The sequence below is a fragment of the Bacillus sp. CDB3 genome (assembly GCF_002081505.1).
In the GTDB taxonomy this organism is placed as follows: domain Bacteria; phylum Bacillota; class Bacilli; order Bacillales; family Bacillaceae_G; genus Bacillus_A; species Bacillus_A cereus_AT.
This window is the reverse complement of record NZ_ALBR01000014.1, coordinates 80,572-96,116: the sequence shown is the minus strand read 5'-3', so window position 1 is coordinate 96,116 and position 15,545 is coordinate 80,572. Positions and strand designations below refer to the sequence as shown.

Below are 15,545 nucleotides of genomic sequence, written 5' to 3'. Positions count from 1 at the left end.
TCTTCTAATATATTCCCATTTATTTTTCCCGTTAATTCCTACAAAATTAAATTTCTTGGATTACATATACTTTTACAAATACATCATATTTTGCTGCCAGTTGCTCCAATTTCTTTTCTCTATATTTTGTTATGGTGAAGAAATGGATAACTGGCACTTTTCCTTTATATTTTTGTTTATATATTTTAGTAAGCTCCTCATAACATTTTAGTTTTTCATCATTGACCACCATCTTTTGGGTACGGTCTATTTCTACTGCATGAAGTATCCTGTCCTCATCACGAAACTTCACATCTGGAACAATCTTCTTTTTCTTATCATCTTTTATATATCTTATTTCCGTTTCAATCTGCCAATCATCTGGACAAAATAAATGCAACCATGCTTCATTACGTAAAATAGCATGCGCTACTCTACTATGATGAACTACTTTCCCTTCACCAAATAACTTATGCCCCGATTGATTTAAATAATAAACATACTCTTTGTTGTGAGTTACTTTACTCGTGTAAGAAGAGAGGTCTTTCATAATCCGATTTGCATTTCTTATTCCACCCATGTCATGAACACTCATTAAATGCCTTCTTGTTGCAAACTGTAGCTTTCTAATCGTCGCAAGTATCGCCATTTGACGGTTGATCTGCATATGTGTTTGCATTCTCATGTTTCTCCACCTCATATTGTTTTAAATGGTCCCACATCATTTCATTACTAATGTAAGGCACCTGAATTTCAGTAAGTCTATCTGTTTTGAAAATCGCACGTCCGGGAATGCTTTTTATCGATTCTAATCCCGGTTCATCTATAACTACACTTGAAGCTGTTTGGGTAGGTAGTCTAAATCCTAATTTCGCATCACTATTCTGTTTTACTTGACGTGGCAATGTATCACCCGTCGGGTATTGTGTACAAAATATTAACCTAAAACCTAGTGCTCCACCTATACGCGCTATATGAGAAAGCATTTGCTGACATGCTCCTAATAATTTTTGTTGCTCTTTTTTCATACTTTTATCAGGACAAAGTTCTGCGCCTTCATCCACAATGATAAAATAACGCTCTTTGATATTTGTTTCTACAACGTTTGTATAATGTCTATCTTTCATGTCTTGCATTTTCTCTTCCATTTTCTCAAGAATATCCTTTAATACCATAAAGGCCTCTGTGGGCTTCTCAGCAATGGAAACTATTTGTTTTAAGTTCTTATACGGTCCGAACTCCAATCCACCTTTCAAATCAATAACGTATAAATGAATAGTCTCTGGTTGCGCTAAAGTAAGTGACGTAACTACATTCTTTAGAAATACCGTCTTACCCATTCGTGTGAGACCACCTAGTGTCATATGTGGTGTTTTATCAAAATCATGATAGATAAGTTTTTCTAAACTTTGGCCCATTGGCACACGCCAATTTCCTTCTGTCACTAAATCAGTAGACCATGACCATTTTTTCGGTATATCCTTATGAAACACACGAATATTTAATTTGTAATTATCGTAATCAATTCGGACAGGTTTATTTAACCCTTCAGAGACAACATCTTCGACCTTCTGAATAATTTTACTCGGCATCCCTACAGGCAACCGATATACATAAGTTGTGCTTCGATCATCCTTTTTTTTCTCAAGAAAAACAGGATACTGCAATCTATCCTCTCTCCGAATTGCAATTCCACTTACTTCGAAAAATACTTGTATCTTTTTACGGTCATCATCTTTATTTTTAAACTTATCACCGAATATAACGTAAATTAATCCAGCGACCGGTACCGATAATAGCTCCAACATAAAATCACTCCCTATATCCCTCTTATAGAGGGTATATATCCCTGTTTCAAGGAATACATGCATACAAGCTAAGCCCCTTATGACATAAAGAATGAAAAGTTTCCACATCGTATTCCTTCATAGAAATGCAACGAGAACATAACGTAGAAGGTATAGAAACGAGCCTATAAGGGTTGTGTACAAGGTGACACGTGGAAGCCAATGTGGAACACTTCTCCCCATTTTTTCTGCTACTTTCATAGCAACTACAGATATTCCTGTTGCCGTCCAAATAATTATCGCTTCCCCTGTAATAGTCATGCTTATTCCTCCTCTTCCTTTTCACGAAACTTAATCCCTGACTTAGTAAGTACAACATCATAACAATCCATTAGAGTTTCCCAATTTAAAATATCTTCTTCCTCACCGTATAGATCCTCTTCGATAATCTGGGATAAACTGAAATATCTTTTATACTCCTTGGTATTAAACACTTCATAATTTTTCATATGATTCATAATTGACTCCGTTTCTGCTCTTGATCTTGATTCATTGTACATATCCCTTAGTTCTTTTGAAGGATGTAAATATGGAGTTGTGTTCAAGTGATTATACTGCCAACGCATGTAACCCTCTCCCTTCTTGATGTCTCTGCTTCCTTGTGGGCTTCTAAGTGGAAGTAATATAGGTATATGAACTAGAAAGAAGGATTTTGCCTGTCCAAGCGAAAAAATAAAAGAAAGAACTAGTACTTTTTTGTTAGGGGGAGAAAATATTATGCGAAGTCGTTTAAAAGAAATTTTAGACAGTAAAGGTTTCAAGTATAGCTTTGTTGCAAAAAAAGCATCAATTTCAAATTCAACTATGACAAACTTAATTAAAGGAGCTACTCCTACATTGCCTGTTGCATATCGCATTTCCAAATTTCTCGAATTACATATAGAAGACATTTGGTTTGAAGAAGATCAAAAAAATATGTAAGTACGGTGTTAATAAATAATCCTTCTAAAATGTTACATTAATTGGTATGATTCACTTAATTTAAGGGGGAGATTTTATGGAGTTACGTAAAACTGCGGACGGGGAAACTTTTATTATTGAATTAGAAAAAGAGAAAATTGCCAAAATTAAACAAGTAAAAAAATCTACATTTCGTTTTTTAGGACTTTTTGGAATCGGGATTTCATTACTTCTTTGTATAACTATTGTTGGTATAATACCTGGTTTTGGTTTGTTTTTAATATCATTGTTATTTTTATACGGAGCAAGACATAAACAAATGGCCGAGTGCCCAAACTGTAATCATGAACAATTTGTCTATCAAAATACAGGGAATTTTATTTGCGATACATGTAAGAAGCGAACTGTCATTGAGTGGAGAAAATAAAAAAGCCGCCCGACAGGACGGCTCTTATTTTTGTTTATAAAACTATTCTTTTGTAGAAAAACCATTCAATATGTTTATCTTTCAAACTTCACATATTCACCTGAAACCCATTGATCGTCACCAACATTATACCAACCGTCTTTACATCCCCACGTTTGATATTTTTCACCTTGGTGTACATTTTTTACGATGCCGTAGCTAGTTCCTGGACCAGTACGAACGCGTAATACATCCGCTGTAATAGTCACTACACCCACACCATCATTTGAAGGTTTCGAAGGTTCTGGTGCATTTCTTCCAGTATAACGAATATATGATTGGTCATTATAAATCCACTGATCGCCACCAAGGTTTAACCAGCCGTTTGATTGTCCCCATACTTCGTAGGACTCACCTTTCCCTAATTGACGAATAACTCCATATCCAGTACCAGGACCTTTACGAAGGTTAATGCCATTCCCCTCAATATATGCAATACCTGTCCCACTAGTTGACGATGGAATAGGCGTCGGAGTTACGTTATTACCACCTCCGTTATATGCATTTTGGACTCTTTCAATAAAGTTATTCCAACGTCCTTCAGCTAACATACGATGAGGACAGTACTTTCCGCTCCATGATTGGTGTGTGCGAACTTTACTAATTGGAATATTGTACTGTTTCATTAGTTGAGCTACCACGATAACTGCATTATCTTCCGCTTTATAATATCTATCTCCACCGCTTAAAGAGTAACAGATTTCTGTGCTAATAGACCTGCGATTACCCGAACCATTTCCATCACCACAAGCCCATGCGTTGCGCTCTAAAGGAATACCTTGCACTGCTTCTTTATCATCTATTGCAATATGAAACGATACTTGGTTATCATTTCGAATCATATAAGCCACTTCGTTTTCTGCTGTAGCATCATTGTACGTATTGTGGACCGTAATAAATTCTGGATTCATTGTATAAGGACACTTTGTACCATATTTACTTGGATCAACTAATTTTTTTCTGATTTCCATTATTGAACATCTCCCTTTTTCTCGTCTTGTTTTTGTTTACCGCCTAAAATTTCAACTGCATTCGTTAGTGCTGAAGGTAGCGGAATCCCCATACGACCAGCATTTTCTAAAAGTGAAAGTAACTCATTACCCATGAAGAAGAAAATAGTCGCTTCACGAATTGCACTGTTACTTCCAAGTGCTGTATCTAATTGAGCGGCTGCGCCGACCAAAAGAAAAAGCACCACCTTTTTGGCGATGCCTTTGAAACCAACTTTACTTTTTAATTCTCCGTTGTATCCTGCTGCAATCATGCCAGTTAAATAATCAATAACTGCCATCGTCACTAAAATTTTCAATGTTGCATCCCATCCTCCCAAGAAATACCCACAGAAGCCACCAAACGTAGCTACAAATGCTTTTAATAATAAGTCAATACGATCCATCTTTTCCTCTCCTTTTTAAGCCGCAAAGTAACTTGGATCCATTCCAAATATCTCTGCAATATCTTCTTCACTTCTATCCTTCAGATAAGATTCTGTTGTAGAAATATCAGAATGATTAGCAAGCGATTTTAATTTTTCGAGTGGTACACCTTGTACCTTTAAATTGTCTAATCTGCTATGACGGAAACAGTGAGGGTTGATTTTAAAATCTTTCCCTTCCTTATCGTTCAGCATCTTAGAAAATATCTTGCACCAATAATTAAATACACTTTTATTTAAAAGTTTTCGCCCGCCATTCTTATAAACTCTTACAAATAAATCTGGAATAGCATCTTTACCTCGTTGATTTATATATAAACGAATGCACTTCTGCACTCGGGGATTGTAATATAATCTAAACTTTTTACCGCGTTTACCTCGGACCACATTTGTATAATATTGTTCTGTCAGTCCTTCTTTTTGAACCTGGTGAACTTCATTTTTTCTTGCTGCACTGTAATAAGAAAGAGCTAAATAGGTTGCTAACATATATTTTTCTTGTTTAAGTAATTCATCGATTAACCAATTAATTTGGTCCTCAGTAACAAATGTTATTTCTCTAATTGGATTTTTAGGTAAACCACGTACCCTTGAGCCCACATTAAATTCATACTCATAGTCATCATCGTCTGCGCAAAACTCCAATGCCGAACGTAACGCACTCATCAATCCATTCACACGAGCATTAGACATTCCCATCTCTTGAAAAATAATAGATAAATTTCGGATGTCTTTTCGCGTTAAAGCAATAAGGTTTTTATTTTCGAAGTGTTCATGTATTAGAAACAAAATAATTCGTAAATCCCAATTGTATTGCTGTAAAGTGCTTGCCGCTTTCCCTTGTGCTTTCTTTTCAATAAGAAAATCTTTGACTAGGCTTTTGTTTTCCTGGCTAACATACTTTTCATAAATTGCTTGGTCTACTATTCGTTTCACACTGATCATCTCCTCAAAATAAAAAACAGCTTATGGCTGCTCTGGTTTCTCATTTATCTTTTGTTTTAGTATGCCAGTTCGTTATATTAGTTGACCACTTCCGTTACATCTTTTAAAACAATTACATAGGTTGCTCTTTGTAATACTTTGTGTTTCGTTTCTAATCCACCAAAAGCTTTTTCTATACACTTCCACTTCATTTCCTTACCGTCAAACACATCATATCCGGATAACATTTGAAATGCATAATTTACTACATCGCTCCCAAAATCCGGTCGCATTTTAAACCATCCTTTCACATTTGAATGTGTAGTATGTGGAATCGCTTGTTTTCCTAATGTAGTTAACTCGTTTATTAAATCTTCCGGAAGTTTAAACAATGGAAATTCAGAAACCATTAATGATTCATCATAATTTAATTGTTCTCGAACTCTATCAGCATTGATATTGATAATCATATGATTCTCCTCTAATAAGATATCCGAACCATGATCGATTGTTAATTCATCAAATACCGGTTTGAAAAATTTAGCCATAATAATTCACTCTCTTTTCGTTTTATTTGTTTAGTAATTGTTGCACTAATACCTTTAATTCATCAATTTCAGCTTTCATTGAAACTTTCTCAAGTTTTTCTGCTTCAAGTTGTTCTTTAAGAGTGTCAACTTCCTGCTTCAACATACCGTGGTCAAATTGAAGATTTTTAACTTTAAAGTCAACTTCTTGTATTGCTTGAATAGAAATTGAAACCGAGCTATAAAGTGTTACAGCGTCTTTCTGTGGTGTGGTGAATACATCGTCAGAGTCCTCCGCAATCATACCGTAATTAATTGGAAGTATAATAGACTCCCCTGACTCGAAGCGTTCAACATCTCTTATAAAGTGATACTGTTTGATGTTTACAGAGTTGATTTTATCTAAAGCAGAAAATGGAAGGTCTTCTATGTCCGTTTTAAGCGTACGAGAAGAATTAGGGATAAATTCTTGCGCCCACATACGCCCTGTAGCAGATATATTTTCTTTAGCTCGCAGTGTTCTTAACTCTATATCTCGCCATGCATTTCCAAGTGTATCTTTAATTTGTAGTCCGGTGTCATAACCTGATGCAAGACTTGACCTTATCATTACTCTACCCATGACTAAATCATGATCATTAACGCCGTTGAGGAAGGTTATTTTGTTACCACTACCTTTCCTTTGGAAATTAAACTCACCATAGTTATTTGTAAAATAATGTGGTTCCGTTGTGGTCACCATGAATTTACCGTATCCTGGAGCCCATCCAACTGAGTTGAAAACGATATCATTCAAGCAATCAAAATACAATCTTCCGTCTGCATATGCATATAGATGACCACCGTCATTACTCATTTGGATGTATGATGACCAAACATTAGTCCCTTCAGCGTTTTCTCCTTTTGATATTCCAAATTTAGCCCAAGCTTTAGAAGGTTGCTCAGTACCGTTAATTCGTGGAATCTTTTGATAAATATAGAATGAACCTGTACCAGTGAATTTTCTGTTATCCGAACCAAGAACAAGTGCAGGTTGAATACTTCCATCATCTGTTTCCATAAATCCCATATAGCCACGTGGTTTATCTAAATCAAAAATCTTCATGTCTTGCTTATTTATTTCAACAAATCTATTTCCACTCGTTTTAAGTGTTACCCCTTCTAAAACTTGTCCTTTGATATGATTTGCTGTAATAAAACCTACTAAGTTAATTCGGCTCGCATTCAATGTAATATTTTCTTTACTCATATTGAATGCTGCAATAACGCCATTTTCTTTTACAGATATACTAACGCCTTTTTCTGTCATCTGAAGACGAGATTCCATATCTCTTACATAGGAATCTGTAGCGAATTGCTCGTTTGCTTGGTCTTTTGTGTATACCTCTGTTTTTTTTGCTGCCGCATTAATACCTTGTTCATTGATGGTAAAACGGTTATCGATCAGAGTCATTTTTTGATTAAATTGTTCTGTCGCAAGCTTGTTCGCTAACTCGCCAAGTAAATCTTTTTTATTCTGATCAACAGTTTGCTTCAACTCAGGTATCTTAAATCCAGCGACATAATTCTCTACTTGTTTAAGCTCAACCTTTGCCCCAATTGCTGTTGCCTGTTGTTCTAGTTTGGTATTTGCTTCAGTAAGTTTCTTACCTTGATCTGATACTACATTATTTAAATTACTAACTTTAGAAGATAGTCCGCTTGCAGTTTGTTCCACATCACTCATACGTTGTTCATATCCAGCCTGGTTATTTTGAACACTTTTTACTGTGGTTTTAACACCCTCCACATTTTGCTCAATTTCAGTTGTTTTTTCGTGAATGTTTCTTTAGAAGTAACTTCATCATTAGCTAGTTGCCATGTAGTTCGTATATTACCTTCTTCAAATTTTGCATGGTGAGAATTTAAATTCCCATCAATATTGCGCCCGGAATAGTAAAATCTAATTTGGGTTACATCCTTGTCTTTGGTCTTGAATGTAGATGATAATGGTTCATCTTTATAATCCACATTAGCCTTTAATTTCGAGTCTGTTCTTATAGACCTATACTCTTGCTCTCCATCCGCATAGGTTATCGCTGTTTCTACACCGAACCAAGGATTTGTATTAAGTTTAGTCATTTTACCAGTGAATAAAAAAGAAATAGTAAACGTCTTATTTCTGTAGTTAATCTTATCAGAAAGAGTCATTTGTTTACTATCTGACCAGGTTCCAGCCATGTTCTGTTTGTTTAATCCTGATTCTGAATCACTTGCTAGATTGATTGAACCTACAGAAAGATTACTCATATCAGTTTGTAATTGTTCAATAGTCTGCTTATTTGAAGTGGCCGTATTCTTTATTTCATTTGTTGTTTTTGTCAGGTTACTTGTAGTTTGCTGTATATCGGAAATAGTCTGTTTAGTACCTTCCACAGTCGATTCAATTGTATTTAATTTATTACTAATGTCAGTATCTTTTTTCGTTAACGATTCAATAGAAATTTTAAATCCATTAGAATCCTGTTCAAACTGAGTTACTTTCTTATTGATCTCACCTTGTTTATTTTCGATATTAGTAATTGTACGGCTGACACCTTGTAAACTTTCCTGCACTTCGTTGAATTGTCCTGTTGCTTGATTTTGTGCTTCTTTAACCTTTTGATTTAACTCTGTTTTAGCGGACTCAATATCTTCATTCACCTGATCAAGTGTTTCTTTCTTAACAGATTCAACATCAGGTACAACGGATTCCCAGGCTGCGCCTGTCCATATTTTTAAAACACCAGGCTTTCCATTGCTAATATCACGCCAAAGTGTTTTATAAGGTTTAAGTCCTGTTGTCGGTGGATTCTTAGCTTCAATGATGTCCACCGTGTTATTTTTAAGATTCTCTTGAACCTTTTCAGCCAGTGTTTTCGCTGCTTCGGATTCTTTCTTAGCATCACTAGCTGTTTCATTTGCATCTTTCACTAATTTATCTAACTGATCTATCAGTTCTTGCTTATTTCCTAATGAACTAAGAATACGATTATAAATCTTTCGTAATTCTTCGTTTGGATCAGTAATTTCGCGATAATCACCAAACACATATTTATCTTGCGTAGGATCCGTAAAAGATTCATCGCCAGCAATAACGCGTGCTTCAAGGTATAACTTAGGCGTGAAGCCTGTATCTTTGATTCGGATCGTATCTCCCTCGTTAATTAGTTCATGTGCTAATCCAAAAATACGTCCAATCGATTGTGCTTCTACTTCATAAGAAACGGAAGTATTGACACGTTTTTTAAATTCTATTTCCATTAACGTCATTAAACGTTTTGGAGTCATGTCTAATTCTTCTGTTTCTGGCGTATAAAAACCGAATTTATGTTTACCACGTTCATTCCATCGTTGAAATGCATCAGTATCAACAATGTACGGAAGTCCCCTGTTGATACTTTCAATAGTAATTACATTATCGCCTTCACCTTTCACAAAGCCGACTAGTGCTGTACAAATATCTCTTGAATGTTCATTACGTGTAATACCTATTAAATCTTTCCCCAGCTCTATTTCTTTCCCCGTGTCTCGACCACGCCTTTGAATCATATCAACATACCATCCAATTATTTGTGAACCTTGAATCTCAACGCGGTACTGGATTTCTAATTTAAATAAAGAAGCTATTTTCTTTAAAAACGTCAACGGATCAAGAAATTCATCAATGGTCATAGTGTGGAATCCTGCATAATCTGTTTTTCCACGTTTCCATTTCATTCCTACTAGGGCCATATCAATAAATTCGTTTACTGTTTTACCTTCTATTCGTTGTGGTTTTATAATGCCTGACTTAGCAATTTGAACCCAAGCTCCTGAAGCATATGTGGTAATGGACCGTTTATCCGAATTTTTCTCAGCTTCTGTAATAACATATGGTACAATTCTTCCGTCGCGAACTTCTTTTAAAACAAGATTTTGTTGTTGTAAAGTAGCCGAATGAGGTGTTCCATCAAAAACAGAAAAATCCAACATATCAACATTGTTTTTGATTTCCCAATGCCTTTTATCATCCCAATAGTCCTGCGGCTGAATAGCTGCAACGATTTGATCTGTTTTAAAATCCACAACATGCAAAATGCCGCTTGGTGTTCTCATCTATATCTCTCCCTATAACTAACAGTAGCTTTCACATCTGGCGGCATTATATTGATACGATTCTCACCACGTATTACAGTTGGGAAATTACTAAAAATGTCTTTTAAATTAATTGCATTCTTGCCGTTAATTGTCACTATACTTTTTTCTGTATCAATAATAATTTTGTCTCCTGCGTCAAAAATGTAAGGCGGATCGTTTTTGGTATTTACATTCACTTTCCAAAATTTCAAATCACTAACTGACATTGCTTCTACTGGCAGAACATCTTGCCATTGCATAATACTAATCTGAATTTGTGCGGCTTTTTCCATATGGTAGTTATTTTCATCTGTCCACCGTGCAAAACGTTCTGAATCATCTTTCTCTGTCCCTGGCAAGAATTTTGAAATATATGCTTCCCATACATTTCCGGTTCTAGCTATCCACAATCGACCAAAATACTGATTCCAGGTATTCGGATAATCACCACTCTCATAAATCAATCCTGTTTTCCCTGGCTTGTTATCATATCCAATAACCATCGTTCCAAAATTTTGCTCAGCTTGCCAAAAAAGATCATTCATAGCGATTTTTGAAAGAACCTTGCTATTTTCATCAAGTATTGCTATCTCAGCTCGGCCCATTTCATTAATCTTTTTACTCTTACATGTAACATAGGCTTGCATAATGAAATCTTGTACTGGTCCCCCAGGTATGTTCTTTTTAACAGCTGCACCATGCCATCCTTTACCTGTACTGTTACCAAAATCAGAACAAAAGAATTGGTATTTATCTGACTTCATTTCACCAATTGGATTGCCATCTTCCATTGAACTGACTTTACTCCACCCTACAGTGGTAGCCATTTCGTCCCATATAAGTCTTTGATTTCTTTCTACGGGTAATTGCTCTGTTTTTAAAGGATAACCAATTCTGAAGTAATCACGATTATACGGATGCTCACCAAACCACACATCTAAAAATGTACTTGGTTTTTGGGCCTCCACTTCAATAATTGGAGGTGCTTCTATATTCCCTTGATTAGTAAAAGAAGTTGCCACTTCAGTAGAACCATTTTGAGAGAACGTATGAGTATTTTGTTTTCCTAATTTATATGGCATCGGACAAACAAAAGTAATTACACCTTTTCCTCTATTGATTATCTCATCCAAGTCTACAGAACCATCAATTAAAGCTAGATATGTCCTGTCTAATTCATCATCAAAAATAAGTTCGGCTGGTTGCTCTGTATATAGCCAATCCGCTAAATCTTCTTTTACCTTTTGTAAATCAGCCATATCTTTTTTCGTTTTAATCACAAGAGGAACATCAATACGACGTTCCTCTGTTTCTGTATTAAGAAAAAGAGCCCCTGCTCGATGAGGGACTCTTACTAATTTTCTTTTAACTGGAGCCCAGGAAGGGCGTTTTCTTCCAACTAGCATTTGAATATAATCTTTTCTGATCTTATTAAAAGTAAAACTGAGTTTCCCCAACGTGCTCACCACCCTTAAAATTCCGCTCTTCTTTTTTGGTCACGATCTTGAAGCTTTGTAGTATATTCATAACTTCCGTTTGCTAGTTCTTTTCCATCTAAAACGTTTGTCATATTTACCGTTAAATTCAGTTCTTGTTCTCTACCTGATCTATCCGAGAACATAGTTTTTGCTGTAGGTGCGTTGTTATAAGGTGATTGTGGTTGCGTATACCCATTGAAATCACCCAGTGCATTATGCGGGATACTATAATGCGAAGTTTGGAATCCAAAATCAAAAACAGATGGCATATTACTCATTTGTTTTTTAACAGTTCCAACTACATTTTTTGCTGCATCCACAACAAAACGTTTCCCTTTATCCATCCCCACGCCAACACCTTCTGGAACCGCACTACCGACTGGAATCATTACTTTTGATGGACTGTTTATTTCAAGCGCTCCAGAAATAGTCTTTTTAATATCGTTTGCTATTCCTGCTGCTTTACTAAATAAACCTCCTGAGGCATCATCTATTCCTTTTCCTAGCCCTTCTATAATTGATTTACCAATGGAGCGTAGGTTTATAGTACTGAAGAATTTTTCAACTGTGTTCCATTTATCTTCAATGTCATGTTTTATTTCTGACATTTTATCTGTAACAGCTTTTTTCTGTTCCTCAAATTTTCTTGAAACAGTATTTTTTATTTCTTCTACTTTATCACTTGCCGATTTTTTCATCTCGTCATATTTGTTGGAAACATCCGAACCCATTTCTTTCATTTTTCGGACAACATCATCTTTCATTACTTCATACTTAGATTTTACCTGTCCAGTTTCCCAATCAACTTGATTTGCATGTTCACCTGCTTGCGCTTTAGCCTCGCTTACGATTTCTTGATGTTTATCTTTTGCCGTGGAAACTGTACTATCATATTGGCGTTTTGCTTCTGCAATAACAGCATCCGCTTCTTGAGCATTCAGCCCACCCATTTCATCACGTTGACGAATAGCTTCAGCTATTTTATCGTCACGCGTTTTTTTAGCATCCGCTATAACTTTATCCCTAGCTTCTGCACTATGCTGAACAACTTCAGCTGCTTGTCTAGCCGATATTTCACTAGCCTTTACACGCATATTCTCAAGAATTACCTTTTGCTCCATTTGATTTTGTGTCATGTGCTGAACAGCTATTCTATCCATTTCGTCTTGTAAAGCTTGAATAGCAACATTCTCACTATGTGTCTTTTCTCGATGTTCTGATGCCGCTAAATCATTAATCTCTTTTATTTTTCGATTTTTTTCTGCTACTTTTATTTTTTCATCTTCATATTTTTGATTTAATAACTCTAGCCTTTTATTTTCCTCTTCACTCGTAAGAACATATGAATCAGCAAACAATTTTCTCAATCGTTCCGTTTCTTTTTGCTTGCGCTCATCAACTTTTGTAATGATTTTCTCAGTTAATTGATCGTATTGTTGACCAAGTTTTTGAGCCTGTTCGGTTGTCATTACTTCATGATTCAGTTTAATTTCAGTTAACTTTTGTCTAATACCATCAGATAACTTGAAATACTCACCAAGAACTTTCTTTGTGGAGGAACTTACTTTACCTTCTGTATTTGTAGTAAAACGATCTACAGAAGCGATACTATCCTCAGTTGCTTTTTGATATCCTTTATATGCTAGAATACCAACACCAACTGCCGCCGCTACCACACCTAAAGCAATCGCTACTGGTCCTAAAACTGCAGTTAATATCCCTAAAGCTGCGCCCGTTACACTAGTAGCTGCTGTAGCTACACCCATTGCTATTGCCAAAGAACCAATCCCTGAAACCACCATTCCAACTGCTGCTAGAACTACTCCAATAACTGTTGCAATAGCCGTTAAAGCAAGAACAATACCACCTGTAATAGCTATTGCCTTTTGTACAGGTCCAGGTAATGCATTGAATCCATCCACAAGTTTCTGCAATCCAGCAACAAAAGCACTAACCACAGGGGCAAGCGCCTCACCAATTGTCTTTTTCATTGTGTCGAATGCTCCACTTAACTGTTCAATACGACCTTTCAAAGTGTTCATTTTCGTTTCAGCTGTCTCTAAAGCGGTAACTTTAGACATCTCGGTATACATTTTATTTACACCTTGTGAACCTTCATTAAACAGAATGTTTGCACCACGAACTGCATCAGAACCAAATAACGTTTCTAAAGCCATACTTCGTTGTTGATCTGTTAAATCTTTCATGGATTCTTTTAAAATTCCAGATATATTTTCTAAACTTTGGATATGACCTTCTTGATCATAAAATTTAGAAGATAGGAAAGCCGAACTTGTTGCTAACTCACGGAATGTAGTATCACACTTATCATTCCATTTTTTTACACCTTCAGTTTTCATTACATATCTTTCTAATGCAACTTCAATATCTCCCACGCTTCTAGATGCTGGTGTGATTCCGTTTTTAACCAAGAAATCAAATCCAGCCTGCGCATTATAAGTGATAAGACCCAAATCTGACATCTTGTTATATGCTTCTTTAGTTGAAGGATTTAATCTCATAAGCATTGTTTTTAGTGAAGTACCTGCATCAGAACCTTTTAATCCATTCTGTGCAAATACCGCTAAAGCTGTGGCTGTATCTTTAAATGTCATTCCTGCTCCTGCTGCAACCGCTGCGGAAGCTGACAGACCATATTTTAATTCATGTACATCAGTAGCTGAAGCGTTAGCGGCTCCTGCAAGTAAATTAGCGGCATCTGTAACACTTAAATTATCCTTTTTAAATGCATTTAAGGCGGTCGAAGCGATTTCTGCTGCTTCGCCCAATTCTAATCCTCCAGCTGCAGCTAAATTAAGTGCTCCTTCTAATCCACCATTAATAATGTCCGTTAAACCAACACCAGCTTTTATTAGTTCTTCAATCCCTTTACCTGCTTCTACAGAAGAATATTTTGTGTCTTCCCCATATTTAACAGCTAATTCGGAGAGTTTACTCATTTCTTGTCCTGTCGCACCGGATACTGCTTTTATGTTAGCCATCTGTTGTTCGAAATTCATTGATTCTTCCACAGCTGATTTTAAACCTCGACCTATCGCATAAGTCATGCCACCAAATACCATACCGATTTGCATACCAGCATTTTGCAAATGGTTTCCCATTGCCTCCATACGATTCCCGAAATTTAGAAGTCGATTTCCCTGCTGATCCAATTCCCGATTTGCCTGCTGTAATTGTGTTTCGAATCGATTTAGTTCACCTGTTGCTCGATGAATTTGTTCAGCATACCGTTGCGCTGACTGACTTGCTTCCCCTTCTTCTGTTTTAGCACGATTATAGGCTTGTTGAAGTTCTCTAATTTTTTCTTTTTGTTTATCTACCGTACGAGATAAAACATCAACTTTAGCTCGTGTTTGTTCAGTTGCATTAGAAAAACCACCCATACCTGTTGTAATAGACTGAAATTCAGCCTGTAGGGCTTTTAAAGAATTATTTAACTTATCCATCCCTTTTTGTTCAGCTTGCTTATTTACTTGCTTTAATTCATTTTCAAATCTATTTAAATCAGCAACAGCTTTATTAACTTGTGAAGCGTATCGCTGAGTTGCTGCATCATTCTCACCTAATTTAGCCTTATTTTGATCATATGCTTGCCGTAACGCTTTAACTTTCTCTTTTTGTGCGTCAATGAGCCTACTTAAAGTATCCATTTTCGCTTGTGTTTGTTGGCTAGCACTAGCGAAACCGCCCATCCCTGTACTTACAGATTTCAATTCGCTCTGTAGTGTCCTTACCGCACGTCCTGAATTTGCTATACCTTGACGGAAATTTACATTATCAAGGGAAAGCCTAACTACTAAATTATTCATTTCATTTGCCAATGTCTCACCC

General features: G+C 36.1%; 12 protein-coding genes and 1 pseudogene. 2 read left to right on the top strand and 11 right to left on the bottom strand.

Going from position 1 to position 15,545, the window contains the following annotated elements; translation table 11 throughout:
- Positions 1–46 precede the first annotated feature (46 nt).
- The 4 genes from CDB3_RS04865 to CDB3_RS04850 all read right to left on the bottom strand — a co-directional run bounded on the left by CDB3_RS04865 (position 47) and on the right by CDB3_RS04850 (position 2,392).
- The gene (locus tag CDB3_RS04865) at positions 47–664 is read right to left on the bottom strand and encodes a replication-relaxation family protein (protein WP_128853647.1); all 618 of its coding nucleotides are present in this window, start codon (positions 662–664) and stop codon (positions 47–49) included.
- Positions 606–1,787 carry an FtsK/SpoIIIE domain-containing protein gene (locus CDB3_RS04860; RefSeq protein ID WP_128853646.1) on the bottom strand — a complete coding sequence of 394 codons (1,182 nt, stop codon included), beginning with the start codon at positions 1,785–1,787 and terminating at the stop codon, positions 606–608. Before CDB3_RS04860 ends, CDB3_RS04865 begins: the two co-directional genes overlap by 59 nt.
- A gap of 117 nt (positions 1,788–1,904) precedes the next feature.
- On the bottom strand, positions 1,905–2,087 hold the full coding sequence (locus tag CDB3_RS04855) for a hypothetical protein (protein ID WP_128853645.1): 183 nt from the start codon (positions 2,085–2,087) through the stop codon (positions 1,905–1,907).
- A gap of 2 nt (positions 2,088–2,089) precedes the next feature.
- On the bottom strand, positions 2,090–2,392 hold the full coding sequence (locus CDB3_RS04850) for a hypothetical protein (protein WP_128853644.1): 303 nt from the start codon (positions 2,390–2,392) through the stop codon (positions 2,090–2,092).
- A 151-nt stretch (positions 2,393–2,543) separates the two neighbouring features.
- On the opposite strand from CDB3_RS04850, the gene CDB3_RS04845 reads away from it, so the two are divergent.
- Together CDB3_RS04845 and CDB3_RS04840 are read left to right on the top strand one after the other, a co-directional pair.
- Positions 2,544–2,747 carry a helix-turn-helix transcriptional regulator gene (locus tag CDB3_RS04845; protein ID WP_128853643.1) on the top strand — a complete coding sequence of 68 codons (204 nt, stop codon included), beginning with the start codon at positions 2,544–2,546 and terminating at the stop codon, positions 2,745–2,747.
- 76 nt (positions 2,748–2,823) lie between these two features.
- Positions 2,824–3,153, top strand: coding sequence for a hypothetical protein (locus CDB3_RS04840; RefSeq protein WP_128853642.1), 330 nt, complete (start codon positions 2,824–2,826; stop codon positions 3,151–3,153).
- 74 nt (positions 3,154–3,227) lie between these two features.
- Here the strand turns inward: CDB3_RS04840 and CDB3_RS04835 are convergent, their stop codons facing one another.
- From CDB3_RS04835 to CDB3_RS04805, 7 genes and pseudogenes are all read right to left on the bottom strand, one after another.
- A complete protein-coding gene (locus CDB3_RS04835) occupies positions 3,228–4,163 on the bottom strand; it encodes an N-acetylmuramoyl-L-alanine amidase (RefSeq protein ID WP_128853641.1) in 936 nt (311 codons plus the stop codon).
- Positions 4,163–4,588 (bottom strand): phage holin family protein, encoded by a 426-nt coding sequence (locus CDB3_RS04830; protein ID WP_128853640.1) that lies wholly within the window; start codon positions 4,586–4,588, stop codon positions 4,163–4,165. The genes CDB3_RS04835 and CDB3_RS04830 overlap by 1 nt, the downstream gene beginning before the upstream one ends.
- A gap of 15 nt (positions 4,589–4,603) precedes the next feature.
- A complete protein-coding gene (locus CDB3_RS04825) occupies positions 4,604–5,563 on the bottom strand; it encodes a tyrosine-type recombinase/integrase (protein ID WP_128853639.1) in 960 nt (319 codons plus the stop codon).
- A gap of 86 nt (positions 5,564–5,649) precedes the next feature.
- Entirely contained in the window at positions 5,650–6,099 is a 450-nt protein-coding gene (locus tag CDB3_RS04820) for a hypothetical protein (protein ID WP_128853638.1), read from the bottom strand.
- A gap of 22 nt (positions 6,100–6,121) precedes the next feature.
- A pseudogene (locus CDB3_RS04815) lies at positions 6,122–10,194 on the bottom strand (phage tail spike protein).
- Entirely contained in the window at positions 10,191–11,672 is a 1,482-nt protein-coding gene (locus CDB3_RS04810) for a distal tail protein Dit (protein WP_128853637.1), read from the bottom strand. The pseudogene CDB3_RS04815 and the gene CDB3_RS04810 overlap by 4 nt, the downstream one beginning before the upstream one ends.
- 14 nt (positions 11,673–11,686) lie before the next feature.
- Complete coding sequence (locus CDB3_RS04805) at positions 11,687–15,535, bottom strand: phage tail tape measure protein (protein WP_128853636.1); 3,849 nt, start codon at positions 15,533–15,535, stop codon at positions 11,687–11,689.
- Between the last annotated feature and the right edge of the window lie 10 nt (positions 15,536–15,545).